Origin of the sequence: Garicola koreensis (assembly GCF_014195445.1) — a bacterium.
Lineage (GTDB): Bacteria > Actinomycetota > Actinomycetes > Actinomycetales > Micrococcaceae > Nesterenkonia > Nesterenkonia koreensis.
This window is the reverse complement of the sequence record NZ_JACIBT010000001.1, coordinates 337,522-353,376: the sequence shown is the minus strand read 5'-3', so window position 1 is coordinate 353,376 and position 15,855 is coordinate 337,522. Positions and strand designations below refer to the sequence as shown.

The 15,855-nt window shown below is 62.5% G+C and carries 11 protein-coding genes and 2 rRNA genes; 3 read left to right on the top strand and 10 right to left on the bottom strand.

From position 1 onward, the window contains the following. Positions 1–118 precede the first annotated feature (118 nt). From FHX47_RS01670 to FHX47_RS01655, 4 genes are all read right to left on the bottom strand, one after another. Positions 119–3,228: ribosomal RNA gene (locus FHX47_RS01670) — 23S ribosomal RNA — on the bottom strand. 310 nt (positions 3,229–3,538) lie between these two features. Then, positions 3,539–5,074 (bottom strand): 16S ribosomal RNA (locus FHX47_RS01665). The 16S and 23S rRNA genes sit together here, the layout of an rRNA operon. A 505-nt stretch (positions 5,075–5,579) precedes the next feature. After that, positions 5,580–6,896 carry a tyrosine--tRNA ligase gene (gene tyrS, locus FHX47_RS01660; protein WP_183357152.1) on the bottom strand — a complete coding sequence of 439 codons (1,317 nt, stop codon included), beginning with the start codon at positions 6,894–6,896 and terminating at the stop codon, positions 5,580–5,582. A gap of 32 nt (positions 6,897–6,928) precedes the next feature. Beyond that, positions 6,929–9,172, bottom strand: coding sequence for a HelD family protein (locus tag FHX47_RS01655; RefSeq protein WP_246327959.1), 2,244 nt, complete (start codon positions 9,170–9,172; stop codon positions 6,929–6,931). Between the two features lie 315 nt (positions 9,173–9,487). Here FHX47_RS01655 and FHX47_RS01650 point away from each other — a divergent pair, with 315 nt between their 5' ends. Beyond that, positions 9,488–9,853, top strand: a complete 366-nt coding sequence (locus FHX47_RS01650) for a SpoIIAA family protein (RefSeq protein WP_183357150.1) — start codon at positions 9,488–9,490, stop codon at positions 9,851–9,853. Positions 9,854–9,918: 65 nt separating this feature from the next. Here FHX47_RS01650 and FHX47_RS01645 read toward each other — a convergent pair whose 3' ends face one another. From FHX47_RS01645 to FHX47_RS01625, 6 genes are all read right to left on the bottom strand, one after another. Further along, positions 9,919–10,614 (bottom strand): O-methyltransferase, encoded by a 696-nt coding sequence (locus FHX47_RS01645; RefSeq protein ID WP_183357149.1) that lies wholly within the window; start codon positions 10,612–10,614, stop codon positions 9,919–9,921. A gap of 10 nt (positions 10,615–10,624) precedes the next feature. After that, positions 10,625–11,404, bottom strand: coding sequence for a DNA-3-methyladenine glycosylase (locus FHX47_RS01640; protein ID WP_246327893.1), 780 nt, complete (start codon positions 11,402–11,404; stop codon positions 10,625–10,627). Beyond that, complete coding sequence (locus FHX47_RS01635; RefSeq protein ID WP_343064261.1) at positions 11,401–11,805, bottom strand: lytic transglycosylase domain-containing protein; 405 nt, start codon at positions 11,803–11,805, stop codon at positions 11,401–11,403. The genes FHX47_RS01640 and FHX47_RS01635 overlap by 4 nt, the downstream gene beginning before the upstream one ends. A 52-nt stretch (positions 11,806–11,857) precedes the next feature. Next, complete coding sequence (locus FHX47_RS11035) at positions 11,858–12,130, bottom strand: hypothetical protein (RefSeq protein ID WP_343064260.1); 273 nt, start codon at positions 12,128–12,130, stop codon at positions 11,858–11,860. Between the two features lie 110 nt (positions 12,131–12,240). Next, positions 12,241–13,737, bottom strand: a complete 1,497-nt coding sequence (argH, locus tag FHX47_RS01630; protein WP_183357148.1) for an argininosuccinate lyase — start codon at positions 13,735–13,737, stop codon at positions 12,241–12,243. Positions 13,738–13,748: 11 nt separating this feature from the next. Next, entirely contained in the window at positions 13,749–14,984 is a 1,236-nt protein-coding gene (locus tag FHX47_RS01625; RefSeq protein ID WP_183357147.1) for an argininosuccinate synthase, read from the bottom strand. 141 nt (positions 14,985–15,125) lie between these two features. Here FHX47_RS01625 and FHX47_RS01620 point away from each other — a divergent pair, with 141 nt between their 5' ends. Both FHX47_RS01620 and FHX47_RS01615 read left to right on the top strand, forming a co-directional pair. Further along, on the top strand, positions 15,126–15,557 hold the full coding sequence (locus tag FHX47_RS01620) for an ankyrin repeat domain-containing protein (protein ID WP_183357146.1): 432 nt from the start codon (positions 15,126–15,128) through the stop codon (positions 15,555–15,557). 13 nt (positions 15,558–15,570) lie between these two features. Then, on the top strand, positions 15,571–15,780 hold the full coding sequence (locus FHX47_RS01615; RefSeq protein ID WP_183357145.1) for a hypothetical protein: 210 nt from the start codon (positions 15,571–15,573) through the stop codon (positions 15,778–15,780). Positions 15,781–15,855: the final 75 nt, after the last annotated feature.

The following is a 15,855-nucleotide window of genomic DNA, read 5'->3' as shown; positions in this document are numbered from 1 at the left end:
GTGTTTATACGTGTTCCCTGTACGTGTAAACGTGTGTGGGGTTTGTGGTCTGGGGACCGCCTAGTGGACGCGAGCATACTCACCAATTCTTGTCTCATAACCCTGGTGGGCTTGGATGGTGTGTAAGTGATCGGCTTATTAGTACCAGTCACCTTCACGCATTGCTGCGCTTCCAGTTCTGGCCTATCAACCCCATGGTCTATAGGGAGCCTTCACACCAAAAGGTGAAGGAGATCTTATCTCGAAGCCGGCTTCCCGCTTAGATGCTTTCAGCGGTTATCCATCCCGAACGTAGCTAATCAGCGGTGCCCTTGGCAGGACAACTGACACACCAGAGGTTCGTCCGTCCCGGTCCTCTCGTACTAAGGACAGACCTTCTCAAATCTCCAACGCGCGCAGCGGATAGGGACCGAACTGTCTCACGACGTTCTAAACCCAGCTCGCGTACCGCTTTAATGGGCGAACAGCCCAACCCTTGGGACCAACTCCAGCCCCAGGATGCGACGAGCCGACATCGAGGTGCCAAACCATGCCGTCGATATGGACTCTTGGGCAGGATCAGCCTGTTATCCCCGAGGTACCTTTTATCCGTTGAGCGACGGCCCTTCCACACGGTGCCGCCGGATCACTAGTCCCAACTTTCGTTCCTGCTCGACATGCCTGTCTCACAGTCAAGCTCCCTTGTGCACTTACACTCGACACCTGATTGCCAACCAGGCTGAGGGAACCTTTGGGCGCCTCCGTTACTCTTTAGGAGGCAACCGCCCCAGTTAAACTACCCACCAGGCACTGTCCCTGGACCCGATCAGGGTCCGAAGTTAGATGCTCAACAACACCAGAGTGGTATTTCAACTTACGACTCCACGACCACTAGCGTGGCCGCTTCACAGTCTCCCACCTATCCTACACAGGTGATGTCAAACACCAATACCAAGCTATAGTAAAGGTCTCGGGGTCTTTCCGTCCTGCTGCGCGTAACGAGCATCTTTACTCGTAATGCAATTTCGCCGAGTTCACGGTTGAGACAGCGGGAAACTCGTTGCTCCATTCGTGCAGGTCGGAACTTACCCGACAAGGAATTTCGCTACCTTAGGATGGTTATAGTTACCACCGCCGTTTACCGGGGCTTAAATTCTCCGCTTCGCAGCCCACAAGGGGCCACTAACAGGTCCTCTTAACCTTCCGGCACCGGGCAGGAGTCAGTCCGTATACATCGTCTTACGACTTCGCACGGACCTGTGTTTTTAGTAAACAGTCGGTTTCCCCTGGTCTCTGCGGCCACCACCAGCTACTAGGAGCGTGTCCTAGCCACCAGGGTGGCCCCCCTTCTCCCGAAGTTACGGGGGCATTTTGCCGAGTTCCTTAACCATGATTATCTCGATCGCCTTAGTATTCTCTACCTGACTACCTGTGTTGGTTTAGGGTACGGGCGGCTAAAACCTCACGTCGATGCTTTTCTCGGCAGCATAGGATCACCGGATCCCCCACCCAAAGTGGGGGCCCATCAAATCTCACCGATACACCAGTGGCGGATTTGCCTACCACTGCGGCTACATTCTTAGACCCGGAACAACCATCGCCGGGCCCGGCTACCTTCCTGCGTCACACCTGTTAATACGTTCGCTCCACCGCTTCAGGTCCCACGCTCAGCTCCCCACCTGATCCTCGAAAGGACCAGTATGAGAAACCTCGGGTGGTTAGTCTCAGCAGCTTCACGTGGACGGTTCTTCGCCGGTACGGGAATATCAACCCGTTGGCCATCGACTACGCCTGTCGGCCTCGCCTTAGGACCCGACTAACCCAGGGCAGATTAGCTTGACCCTGGAACCCTTAGTCATTCGGCGGCAACGTTTCTCACGTTGCTTTCGCTACTCATGCCTGCATTCTCACTCCAACACACTCCACAGCCGCTTACGCGACTGCTTCACCGCAGTGTCGGACGCTCCCCTACCCAACCAGCCGCAAACGACTGATTGCCACAGTTTCGGCGGTGTGCTTGAGCCCCGCTACATTATCGGCGCAGAATCACTTGACCAGTGAGCTATTACGCACTCTTTCAAGGATGGCTGCTTCTGAGCCAACCTCCTGGTTGTCTAAGCAACTCCACATCCTTTTCCACTTAGCACACGCTTAGGGGCCTTAACCGGTGGTCTGGGCTGTTTCCCTCTCGACGATGAAGCTTATCCCCCACCGTCTCACTGCCACGCTCTGACTTCACTGGCATTCGGAGTTTAGCTGACGTCAGTAACCTTGTAGGGCCCATCAGCCATCCAGTAGCTCTACCTCCAGGAAGAAACACGCAACGCTGCACCTAAATGCATTTCGGGGAGAACCAGCTATCACAGAGTTTGATTGGCCTTTCACCCCTACCCACAGCTCATCCCCCCAGTTTTCAACCTAGGTGGGTTCGGGCCTCCACGTGCTCTTACACACGCTTCACCCTGGCCATGGGTAGATCACTCCGCTTCGGGTCTAGACCCGGCAACTAAACGCCCTATTCAGACTCGCTTTCGCTACGGCTACCCCACACGGGTTAACCTCGCCACCGAGCACTAACTCGCAGGCTCATTCTTCAAAAGGCACGCCATCACACCACAAATGATGCTTTGACGGATTGTAGGCACATGGTTTCAGGTACTATTTCACTCCCCTCCCGGGGTACTTTTCACCATTCCCTCACGGTACTGATTCACTATCGGTCAGTAGGGAGTATTCAGGCTTACCAGGTGGTCCTGGCAGATTCACACACGATTCCTCGAGCCGCGTGCTACTCGAGAACCCAGCACAGCCGGCAGACACGCATTACCACTACGGGACTCACACCCTCTCCGGTCAGGGACTCAACCCTGTTCGCATATACGCCTGCACCTCAACTGCATAGGCCGGTGGACCTATGACACTGGGCCTCACAACACCCGCTGCGCAACCCCCACCGGGTATCACACGCAACAGGTTTAGCCCCATCCGCTTTCGCTCGCCACTACTCACAGAATCACTCTTGTTTTCTCTTCCTACAGGTACTGAGATGTTTCACTTCCCTGCGTTCCCCCTCACCGCCTATACATTCAGCGGCAAGTCACACACCACAACAGCATGCGGGGTTTCCCCATTCGGACATCCTGGCCTCAACACTTGGTTATCAGCTCCACCAGGCTTATCGCAGATTCCCACGTCCTTCATCGGCTCCTACTGCCAAGGCATCCACCATGCGCCCTTAAACACTTACACCAACCGGTGCAAGCCACCAGAACACAAAACGACAAACGCTTCGCACAGACAAAAATAAAAGATGCTCGCGTCCACTATGCAGTTCCCAAACAACAACCCCCACCCCCATCACCACAACACCAACGCCGCAGCTACCTGGAACAGGGAAAAAACAAGACCGCAGTCCTGAGAACCCAACAGCGCACCAACAACACCAACCCCGAAGGACCAGTGCCTAAAATCTATTGATATTCCACCCATGAGCAAAACCACCAGCACGACACTCGCGCACTGACATGGCCACCCCAACTACAGGGGCGATGCTCCTTAGAAAGGAGGTGATCCAGCCGCACCTTCCGGTACGGCTACCTTGTTACGACTTAGTCCCAATCGCCAGTCCCACCTTCGACCACTCCCCCCGGAAAAACCGGTTAGGCCGTGAGCTTCGGGTGTTACCAACTTTCGTGACTTGACGGGCGGTGTGTACAAGGCCCGGGAACGTATTCACCGCAGCATTGCTGATCTGCGATTACTAGCGACTCCAACTTCACGAAGTCGAGTTGCAGACTTCGATCCGAACTGAGACCAGCTTTCAGGGATTAGCTCCACCTCACGGTATCGCAACCCACTGTACCAGCCATTGTAGCATGCGTGAAGCCCAAGACATAAGGGGCATGATGATTTGACGTCATCCCCACCTTCCTCCGAGTTGACCCCGGCAGTCTCCCATGAGTCCCCACCACTACGTGCTGGCAACATAGGACAAGGGTTGCGCTCGTTGCGGGACTTAACCCAACATCTCACGACACGAGCTGACGACAACCATGCACCACCTGTACACCAGCCCCGAAGGGAAACACTGTCTCCAGCGCGATCCGGTGTATGTCAAGCCTTGGTAAGGTTCTTCGCGTTGCATCGAATTAATCCGCATGCTCCGCCGCTTGTGCGGGCCCCCGTCAATTCCTTTGAGTTTTAGCCTTGCGGCCGTACTCCCCAGGCGGGGCACTTAATGCGTTAGCTACGGCGCGGACGACGAGGAACGCCCCCCACACCTAGTGCCCAACGTTTACGGCATGGACTACCAGGGTATCTAATCCTGTTCGCTACCCATGCTTTCGCTTCTCAGCGTCAGAAACAGCCCAGAGACCTGCCTTCGCCATCGGTGTTCCTCCTGATATCTGCGCATTTCACCGCTACACCAGGAATTCCAGTCTCCCCTACTGCACTCTAGTCAGCCCGTACCCACTGCACACCCGGAGTTGAGCCCCGGGCTTTCACAGCAGACGTGACAAACCGCCTACAAGCTCTTTACGCCCAATAATTCCGGATAACGCTCGCGCCCTACGTATTACCGCGGCTGCTGGCACGTAGTTAGCCGGCGCTTCTTCTGCAAGTACCGTCACCCCGAAGGGCTTCGTCCCTACTGAAAGCGGTTTACAACCCGAAGGCCGTCATCCCGCACGCGGCGTCGCTGCATCAGGCTTGCGCCCATTGTGCAATATTCCCCACTGCTGCCTCCCGTAGGAGTCTGGGCCGTGTCTCAGTCCCAGTGTGGCCGGTCACCCTCTCAGGCCGGCTACCCGTCATCGCCACGGTAGGCCACTACCCCACCGTCAAACTGATAGGCCGCGAGCCCATCCAAGACCGTTAAAAACTTTCAACCCCACACCATGCGATGCGAAGTCCTATCCGGTATTAGACCCAGTTTCCCGGGCTTATCCCAGAGTCAAGGGCAGGTTACTCACGTGATACTCACCCGTTCGCCACTAATCCACCCCCAGCAAAGCTGGAAGCATCATCGTTCGACTTGCATGTGTTAAGCACGCCGCCAGCGTTCATCCTGAGCCAGGATCAAACTCTCCATTGAATGATTATCAAAAGAGAAACAATAACCAGTTTTCTTCAGTCCCACCCTGCCGGAAAAACAAGGCCTCACGGAACCAAAAGAAAGACTCGTTATTGATCAATCCTTGGCAATGTCGTAACGCACTACACGGGGGTGTAGGCGTTACGTCTACCAATTAAAATTTGGTATCAATAAACTTGGTACGCTATTGAGTTCTCAAGCTGCGGGCGCTGCCGGCACCATCAGAAGAAACCCTCTGAATCGCTCCGGAGCAACTTCTCTAAGTTACCCTTCCGGCTGCACCCTGTCAATTCGGCATTTTGCCGAACTGGGCACACCCATCAAGGATCAGACCTCGAAAAGTGGTTGCGGGGTGAATCACCCCTGATTGTGTCCCGGGCTCTGCCCTGGGCACAGTCAGCTACTTTACACACACCTGAAGTGCCCACGCAAACCACTTTCGGGTGATGCTCACCACACTGTTCTTTGCCTCCCAGATCGCGCTGATCTGGGGCGACAGTGTGACTTAGGCCCTGCTGATCAGAGCCAGGCTCTTCTTGCCCCGGCGCACCAGCAGATACTTGCCGTGCAGCCAGTGGGACTCTTCAACGGGACTCTCGCTGTCGGCGACCGTGTGGTTGTTGACGTAGAGGCCGCCGTCCTTGATGGTCCTGCGCGCCTCCGACTTGCTGGCCACCAGCTCCGTCTGGGTCAGCAGCGCCACCGGGGTGGCATCCTGGATCCTCAGCTCCGCGGTGGGAAGCTCCTCAGCGATCGCCTGCAGAGTGGGTTCGTCGATCTGAGCAAGATCGCCTCCGCCGAAGATCGCCTGCGAGGCAGCTATCACCTTCTCGGTGGCGGCCTCTCCGTGCACCAGAGCGGTGACGTCCCATGCCAGGGCACGCTGCGCCTCGCGCTTGAACGGCGCGTCCTCAACAGCCCGGCCCAGCTGCTCAATCTCATCGCGGGTGCGGAAGGTGAAGACCTTCAGCCGATCCACCACATCAGCATCGGCCGTGTTGAGCCAGAACTGGTAGAAGGCGTAGGGCGAGCAGAGCTCGGCGTCGAGCCAGATCGCGTTGCCCTCTGATTTGCCGAACTTCGTCCCATCGGAGTTGGTGATCAGCGGGGTGCCCAGAGCGTGGACGTGCGCGCCTTCGGCGCGTCTGACCAGTTCGGTGCCGGCGGTGAGGTTGCCCCACTGGTCGGAGCCGCCGAACTGCATGGTGCAGTGGTAGTCGCGGTAGAGCTGAAGAAAGTCATAGCCCTGCAGGACCTGGTAGCTCAGTTCGGTGTAGGAGATGCCCTCATCAGAGTTCAGCCGCTTGGCGATAATGTCCTTTTTGACCATGGTGCCCACCCGGAAGTGCTTGCCGATGTCGCGCAGCATCTCCAAGGCGCCCACACCCTGCCACCAGTCCAAATTGTTGACCATCTGGGCGGCGTGGGGACCGTCGAACGAGATGTAGTGCCGGACCTGATCCTGTAACTGCCTGACCCACCCGGAGACAGTCTCAGGGGTGTTGAGCACCCGTTCACCCGACTGTCGGGGATCGCCGATGAGCCCAGTGGCCCCACCGACCAGCCCCAGCGGTTTGTGCCCAGCCAACTGAATGCGGCGCATCGTCAGCAGCTGCACCAGGTGCCCCAGGTGCAGCGAGGCTGCCGTGGGGTCGAACCCGCAGTAGTAGGTGACCGGTTCCCCGGCCAGCGCCTCTTCCAGGGCGTCCTCATCAGTGGATACATGCACCAGTTCGCGCCACTTCAACTCTTGGAGGATGTTGTCGAAGCTGGAGTCGTTGCGCTGCTGGGCCAGAGCGGGGTTCGGGCTGTTGTCGGTCACGAAAACACGTTACCGCAGAATCATCGAAGGTCTCAGAATCCTGCCGGCAGGTCTCGCGCGGCGAGCACCCGCAGGGACTGCGTCGAGCGGGTCAGGGCGACATAGAGGCTGCCGACTTTGCCCGCCGCCTCATCCAGAAGCTCCGCGGGTTCGATGAGCACCACGCCGTCGAACTCCAGTCCCTTAGCTTCGGCCGCACTCAGCGCGACGACGTCCTGGGTCATGGACCCTGCGCCCTGACCGACTCGTCGGCCGTAGACCTCCACCAAGCTCTCGCGGATGGACCCGACCAGCGGTTCCGGGGCGATGACGGCGATCAGCCCCTCTGCCAGCCGCTGCCGCTCAGCGGCGACTGCGGCGGTCGCGGCGGCAACAAGATGCTCAGCCTGGTGGTGGGTTTCGATGATCGGCTCATAGTCACCCTCACGGACTGTGCGCAGCTGGGTGGTCTGCAGGCCGTTGGCTTCGGCGACGCGCTCGGCCAGCTCCACGATATTTCGTGGAGTCCGGTAGTTGACGGTGAGCTCCTCCACTCGCAGCCGATCGTCGATGAAGGGGGCGAAGGCCTGCTTCCAGCTGGTGGTCGCCGAGGGGGATGACCCCTGGGCGGTGTCCCCCACCGCGGTGAAGGACTTCAGCGGGCACCGGCGCATCAGGATGTGCCACTGCATCGGTGTCAGCTCCTGGGCCTCGTCGACGACGACGTGTCCATACGTCCAGGTCCGGTCGACGCCGGCGCGCTCGGCGGCGGTCATCGTATGCCCGGTCTCTGCGTTGAGCGCGGCGACGGCTTCGGCATCGAGGAAGCCTTCGATCCCCATCTCTTCCAGCTGCGGGCCGGCGTTCTCCACCGCCTTCTGCGCGTTCTCCAGATCCTTCTGCCGCGCGGCCTGCTGCCGCGCCTCTTCGCGGCCGGCAGTTTCGTCGAGTTCGCCCAGAAGCTCTGCTGCCTCATCCAGCAGCGGCACATCGGCCGTGGTGAAGGCGGCGCCCGGCTCTCGGCGCAGCAGCTGACGTTCGGAGTCCTCGAGCTGAGGTGCGACGGCGGCAAGGTACTCGGGCTTGGCGTAGAGGTCCTCAAGCAGCGCCTGCGGAGTGCGCGGCAGCCAGCACAGGTTCAGCAGAACGCGCACCTGCGCAGCGTTGCGCACGTCCTCGACCAGGTAGCTCCGGTCCGCCTCGTTGCCCTGGGAGCGATTGGCCAGGATGTCTTCCAACGTGTCTGCGATCTCTTTGACCATCACCTTCACAAAGGTGGCCCGGGCCTCGTTGTAGGGCTTGCCGGTGGCCTTGGCTCGTTCGATGCCGCGGTTGATCATTTTCGGGGTGACCTTGACCTTGACCCCGTCGACGACGATGTGCCGCGCTTCGGCGATGGTGCGCCGCCGGTGAGCGACGGCGTCTGCGATGATCTGCACCCAGTCGAGCCGTCCCTTGATCTCGGCGAGAGCCTGGTCGCTCTCCTCCACCCCGCGCACTCCCGGGTAGAGATCTGCCAAGGAGGACATCACCACCCCGGTCTCCCCCAGCGAGGGCAGCACCCGTTCGATGTAGGACATGAAGGTGGAGCTGGGGCCCACGATGAGCACCCCGGCGGACTTCAGCCGCTCTCGGTGGGTGTAGAGCAGGTAGGCCGCTCGGTGCAGCGCAACGGCGGTCTTGCCGGTGCCGGGCCCGCCTTGGACCACCAGGATCCCCGACCGGTCAGCTCGGATGATGCGGTCCTGCTCGGCTTGGATGGTGGCGACGATGTCGCCCATCTGTCCGGTCCGCCGGGCAGTGACTGCGGCCAGCAGCGCGCCGTCGCCGTGGTTCTCGGTGCCTTCCTCGAGCATCGCAGGGTCCAGCACCTCGTCCTCGATACCCTGCACCGAACGGCGTTTGAGCAGCAGATGACGACGACGCCGCACGCCCTGACGGTCGAATGCCGTGGCTTGGTAGAAGACTCCCGCCTCAGGTGCCCGCCAGTCCAGCATGAGCCGCTGCCGGGACTCAGTGCTCAGGGCGATGCGGCCGATGTAGCGGGACTCATCAGTCTCCAGGTCCAGCCGGCCGAAGACCAGCCGGTCATCGACGGCATTGAGCTGAGCCAGCCGATCCTCATACATGGTGGCGAAGGCGTCGCGCTCGGACATGTTCTGCATAGTGCCCACTGCGCCGGAGCTGCGGACCTTGGCAAGCTGAGTCCGGGCCTCCTCGCGCAGTTGGTCCAGACGGCGATAGAGGGCTCCCACATAGGCGCGCTCCTCGTCGATGCCCGCATTCAGCGGCGGCATGACCACCTCAGCTGCGGCGTCGTCGTGCTCGCCGTGCCCGTTCTCGTTCAGCGCGGCCCCGCTGGCCGGTGCGTTCGTGTCAGTCATTGATGGTGGGTGAACTCTCGATCTGGCGAAAATTGATCAATCAATACTACTCCTACCCCGGTAAACGGAAGGTGACGTACCCAATACAGGGCAGTGAGACGTGTGCTGCTCCTCAGGCAGAGCAGTAAGCACACCCCAGTTCTCGAGGTCTTGTCTGCCGCCTGCGGCGGTGACTACCGTGACGCACACGCGCAGTGCGTACGCGCCCACCCTGACAGGAGTGCAGAGATGATTGAATTTCTGGAGTCGTCGGAGGACCTCGTCGCTGTCCGTGCCAGCGGCAGTGTGGAGAAGAAGGACTGGGAGGCCGTCACCTCGGCGCTGCGTGAAGCCCTGGAGCGTCACGAACGTGTCTCGGTGTATGTGAACCTTCTTGATCGCGAGTCGATCAGTGCTGGGGCAGTCGCTGAGGACCTGATGACGGCGCTGAAGAGCTTGGGCAGCCTGGACCAGTTCCACAGGGCCGCCGTCGTCACTGAGGCGGGGTGGATCGAGACCATGGTGGAGACCAGTGACAGGCTCCTCTCCGGGCTGGAGACCAAAGTGTTCAGCACCGGTGAGGAGGATGAGGCTCTGCGGTGGGCAGCATCCTGAGGATCGCGGCCCGCTGGCCTGTGGGGCGCATCAGAGTCTGCGCTCGATCAGAGCCTGCACTGGGGTCAGTGCACCCGGACCAGGGTGAAGCCGTCCCACCCTTTCAGGCCCACAGTCTGCATTGAGGTGGCGGTGAGCCGGTCATCGGCTCCGATCGCCTCGATCAGCTTTCGGGTGCCCAGGGTGGCCTCATCGTCGGAGTCCTGCTGGATGACGTCTCCGCCGCGGACCGTGTTGTCGATGAGGATCACCGTTCCCGGGCGGCTGAGCGTGACCGCCGCCTCCAGGTACAGCGGGTTGGATTCCTTATCGGCGTCGATGAAGACCAGATCAAACGGTTCTGTGCCCTGGTCGATCATGGCGCGCAGGGAGTCCGCCGCCTTCCCCAGGACGATCTCCACCCGCTCAGCCAGACCGGCCTGCACCAGGTTCCGCTGGGCCACCTCGGCGTTGGTCTCCTCCAGCTCACAGGTCACCACCTGCCCCGCCGGACCGGCGGCCCGGGCCAGCCAGATGGCTGAATACCCGGCCAGGGTGCCGATCTCCAGGATGCGCTTCGCGCCGCTGATCTGGACCAGCAGGGAGAGCAGCGCTCCCATGTTGGGGGTCACGTCGATCCCCGGAAAGAGCGTGTCTGAGGAGCTCTCCCGCGCTGCGGTCAGCACCTGGTCCTCCCCGATCAGCTGATCGATGAAGTACTGGTCCACTGCGGCCCAGACATCTGTCTGGTCGTTGTTCGACGCACTCTCTGATGCACTCATGTGGCTCAGCCTAGCCTCCGCTCAGATCCGGCGGAAGGGCCCCCTCCTCGAGCGTCGGAACCCCCTTGCCGGGCCGGTACGCCGATACGCTGCGGTCCTGATCGACCCAGAATCGCCACGGGAACTGGTGGCTGCCTCCGATGCCCGAGACTCCGACGCGGGGACCAGTTCGCACAGCCTGCGACGACGACGCCGGGCGGAGCACGAAGCTGACCTCCTGGTTGGGCGCGTGCTGGTTGGTCTCATGCTCAGCGGCCTGCTCGCGGATCTGCAGGGCCGTGCCGTCCATCGGCAGTCCCACCCCGAGCCCCTGGCCCAGCCGCCCGGGCCCGGAGAGCAGCTTGGCGCCGGTGTCCTTGCCGCCCCGACGTTCCACCGCAAGCTCGCGGCCGGCGAGCACCTCACCGGCGCGCAGCAGCACTCCCCCGGCACCGGCGGCATGGGCGGTGAGGTTCAGGCAGAAGTGGATCCCGTAGGACTGATAGATGTAGGCATGCCGCGGCGGTCCGAACAGCGAGGCGTTGCGCGCGGTTCTGCCGTTGTAGCTGTGCGCACCGGGATCTTCCCCCTGGTCGCCGTAGGCCTCCACCTCGGTGATGCGCACGGTGACCGAGCCGCGCGCTGTGGTGACCGTGAGCCGGCAGCCCAGCAGATGCGGGGCAACCTCGAGCGCGTGGGCGTCGAACAGTTCTGTCAGTTCTTGAGGGTTCACAGTGATCCATGGTCCCAGAGAAATCATCGTCCCAGACGATTCATGGTCCGCCGCGGCCTCCGCCGCCGGAAGCGTCATCGCCCGAGGTAGCCTTCGGCGTAGTCGGCAACCTCGTTGGCGTACTGCACTGACTGGTTGTAGGCGGTCACCGCATCATTCCAGCCCCGGTCGGTGGTGAGGTCGCTTCCCTCATCACAGAGGTAGGTCGCCGCGGCGAGGGCGGCGTCGTCGATATTGTGCACATCCGCCTCGCCGTCCTGATTGCCGTCGGCGGTGTACCGCTGCCAGGTCTGCGGGATGAACTGCATCGGGCCCACCGCCCGGTCCCATTCCTCGTCGCCGTCGAGCTCACCCTCGTCGGTGTCCGGGATTTCCAGTACGCCTTCGCTGCCGTCCAGCGGCACTCCGGTGATGTGCGGTTCCACGTCGCCGCGCTCATCGACCTCTGCGCCGTCGTAGGCGCCGTGGACCGACTCCACCTGACCGATGCCGGCCAGGGTGTTCCAGCCGATTCCGCAGGCCTCGTTCGTCTCAGCGACGTAGGGCGGCCGCGCCGGCGTAGGCTGCCAGTGGACGTTCGGGAATCCGGGTAGCTTCGGCAGTCTCAGCCACCCACTGGGGATCGACCATTTCGGTGATCGGGGTCTCTGCCGCATCGCCGCTGGCCTCCTCATTGAGGGCCGGCGTCTTTCGGTCTGGAACCTCTTGGGTCGGCGCCGGGGGGTACCCCAGCTCCGTGGGGTGGGGGGTCTGCGGCTGGTGATCGGCGGCGCAGAACTGCACGAGCACGACGACGGCGCTCACCGCGGCCACACCGCCCAGCGCCGGATAGAGCCGGCGCCGACGACGCTTCGCGCTCCCGGTTCGCTCCTCGCCGACGGGGCGATGCTGGTTCGGCTGCTTCGAGGTGATGCTCAGCCTGTGCGATCAGCTGCCAGCAGCGGACTCAGGTCCGCCAGCTCGGCGCGGAACTCCGCTGCGCGCTCCTGGGCGGAGGCCCCCTGTTCGGCCACGCGCACCGGTGCGGTTCCGCCGAGGCCGTCGCGGGAGGCCAACGATCCCTGCACTGTCAGCACCTCGCGCACGTTGGGGGTCAGCGCCGGGTGAATGTCGGCCAGCTCCTGGTCGGTGAGCTCGTGAAGCTCCTTGGCGGGGCTGTGCTGCTCACAGGCGCGCACGCACTCCCCGGCCACCTCGTGGGCCACCCGGAAGGCGACCCCCTGCCGGACCAGCCACTCGGCCACATCCGTGGCCAGCGAGAAGCCCTGCGGTGCCAGTTCGGCCATCCGCTCGGGGTGGAAGGTCAGCGTGGCGATCATCCCGGAGACTGCCGGCAGCAGCATCTCCAAGGTGTCGACGGCGTCGAACGCCGGCTCCTTGTCCTCCTGCAGGTCCCGGTTGTAGGCCAGCGGCAGCGCCTTCAGCGTGGCCAGCAGCCCGGTCAGGTCCCCGATCAGCCGGCCCGACTTGCCGCGGGCGAGCTCGGCGATGTCCGGGTTCTTCTTCTGCGGCATGATCGAGCTGCCGGTCGAGTAGGCGTCGTCGAGGGTGACGAACGCGAACTCCTTGGTGGCCCAGATGATCACCTCTTCGCTGATGCGGGAGAGGTCGATGCCGATCATGGCGGTGACCCAGCTGAACTCGGCGACCAGGTCGCGGGAGGCGGTGCCGTCGATCGAGTTCTCCACCGGTGCGGTGAAGCCCAGCTCCTGCGCCACGTGGGAAGGGTCCAGGCCCAACGAGGAGCCGGCCAGCGCTCCGGAGCCGTAGGGCGAGTAGGCCAAGCGGGCGTCCAGATCGCGCAGCCGCTGCACATCACGCAGCAGCGGCCAGGCGTGGGCCAGCAGGTGGTGGGCCAGCAGCACCGGTTGGGCATGCTGCAGGTGGGTGCGTCCGGGCATCGGGGCGTTGGGGTGCTTCTGCGCCTGTGCGACCAGGGCGTCGACGACGTCGAGCACCCCGGCGGCGATGTCCCGCGAGGCGTCACGAAGGTACATCCGCACCATCGTGGCGATCTGGTCGTTGCGGGACCGCCCCGCCCGCAGCTTGCCGCCCAGCTCCTCACCGGCACGCTCCAGAAGCCCACGCTCCAGGGCACCGTGGACGTCCTCATCGGAGGCTGCGGGGGTGAAGCGCCCCGAGACGACGTCGTCCTCCAGCCGGTTCAGCGCCGAGAGCATCCGGGCCAGCTCGTCGTCGCTGAGCAGCTGAGCGCGGTGCAGCACCCGGGCATGGGCCTTGGACCCGGCAATGTCGTAGCGGGCCAGCTTCCAGTCGAAGTGAGTGGACTTGCTCAGCGCGGCCATCACATCGGCCGGACCTGCGGCGAAGCGTCCTCCCCACAGCGAGCCCTCATTGGTGCCGGTGCGCTCCTCCTGGTGACTGCGCTCGTCCTGGTTGCCCTGCGCCATCGCGGAAGCTCCTATTTCTCGACGCCGGCGCCGGAGAGGTCCGGTGCGCCGTGGATGCGCTGCTCGCGCTCTGATGAGGTCTTGGCGGAGAGCCCGAAGATGTCGATGAAGCCGCGGGCGGAGGACTGGTCGAAGGTGTCGCCGGTGTCGTAGGTGGCCAGGTCGAAGCTGTACAGGCTGGTCTCGCTGCGCCGGCCCTGCACGGTGGCCCGGCCCCCATGCAGCTCAAGCCGGATCTCACCGGAGACGTACTTCTGCGACTCGTCGATGAAGGCGTCGAGGTTCTTCTTCAGCGGGGAAAACCACTGGCCGTCGTAGACCATCTCGGTCCAGCGCTGGTCCACCATCTTCTTGAACCGGGCCTGCTCACGCTCCAGGGTGATGTTCTCCAGCTCCTGGTGGGCGGCCATCATCGCCATCGCACCGGGCGCCTCGTAGATCTCGCGGGATTTGATGCCCACCAGGCGGTCCTCAACGATGTCGATCCGGCCCACGCCCTGGGCACCGGCGCGGCGGTTGAGGTGCTCAATCATCTGCAGCGGGGTCAGCGTCTCACCGTCCAGGGCGACCGGGACGCCCTGGACGAAGGTGATGTTGACGACGTCGGGCGCCGGCGGGAATGCGGGGTCGGCGGTGTAGTCGTAGACGTCCTTGGTGGGTCCGTTCCAGATGTCCTCCAGGAAGCCGGTCTCCACCGCCCGGCCCCAGACGTTCTGGTCGATGGAGAAGGGGTTCTTCTTGGTGGTCTCGATCGGCAGGTTGTGGCGCTCGGCATACTCGATCGCCTTATCGCGGGTCAGCGCCAGGTCACGCACCGGGGCGATGCACTTCAGCTCCGGGCCCAGGGTCTGGATGGAGACTTCGAAGCGGACCTGGTCGTTGCCCTTGCCGGTGCAGCCGTGGGCCACCGTGGTGGCGCCGAACTGCTGGGCGGCGGCCACCAGGTGCTTGGAGATGATCGGCCGGGAGATGGCAGAGACCAGCGGGTAGGCGTCCATGTAGAGGCCGTTGGCCTTCAGGGTGGGCATGCAGTACTGCTCCGCGAACTCATCACGCGCATCGGCCACGTAGGCTTCCACCGCACCGCAGTCCAGGGCGCGCTGGCGCACTGTTTCCAGGGATTCTCCGCCCTGGCCGACGTCGACGGCGACGGCGATGACCTCGGCGCCGGTGGCCTCGGCGATCCAACCGATGGCCACAGATGTGTCGAGGCCTCCGGAGTAGGCCAGAACAATGCGATCAGTCACGGGTGCTCCTCTAAAGCGTCGGTGGGCACGTGGGGCGGCCGCGGGCCGCTGCACCTTGTGCCGGGTGTTCATCACGCAGTCTACATAATTATTCGGTGTTATGCATAGTTATCGTTGGACGGTCCCGGTAAGCTGTTCTGCATGAGTGAGGCAGAGGATCGCGCCCCCGATGAGGCCCCGGAGCTGAGTGATGAGCAGCTGGAGTTTCTCAACTCCATGTTTGACCTGGCCAGGGAGGGTAAGACGCAGAGTCTGCTGAGCCTGATCGACCAGGGCATCCCGGTGAATCTGAGCAACCACAAATCCGACACGCTGCTGATTTTGGCTGCCTATAACGACCATGCGGAGCTGGTGGGCGGGCTGCTGGAGCGCGGGGCCGAGACGGACCGGATGAACGATCGGGGCCAGACGGCGCTGAGCTGCGCGGTCTTCCGGCAGAACGAGGACATCACCGCTGCGCTGCTGCAGGCGGGCGCTGATGCGCATCTGGGTCCGCAGAACCCGTATGCGGTGATCGAGATGTTCGGCCTGGAGAACATGCGCACTGTGGTGGATCGGCACGCCCAGAAATAGTTACCCTGAAACTATGAGCACCCCGAAGAAGAACGACGCCGGCACAGCGGTCTGGTACTTCGTGGCCGCGACGTTCGCGGCCACCCTCGGCCCCACGGTGCTGAGCCCAGGCGCTGGCCATTGGACCACGTTCATCTGGATCGGGCTTGCTCTGATCCTGCTGGTCCTCGGCGGCATCGTCTTGGGCCGGGAAATGAGCAGCCGGGGCGCATCGGCCGACTGAGCGCACCCACCCCGGGGCTCGCACCCCGCCCTGTTGCCTGTACCGCACGAAATTGTGCGGGGAAGCAGCAAAAGA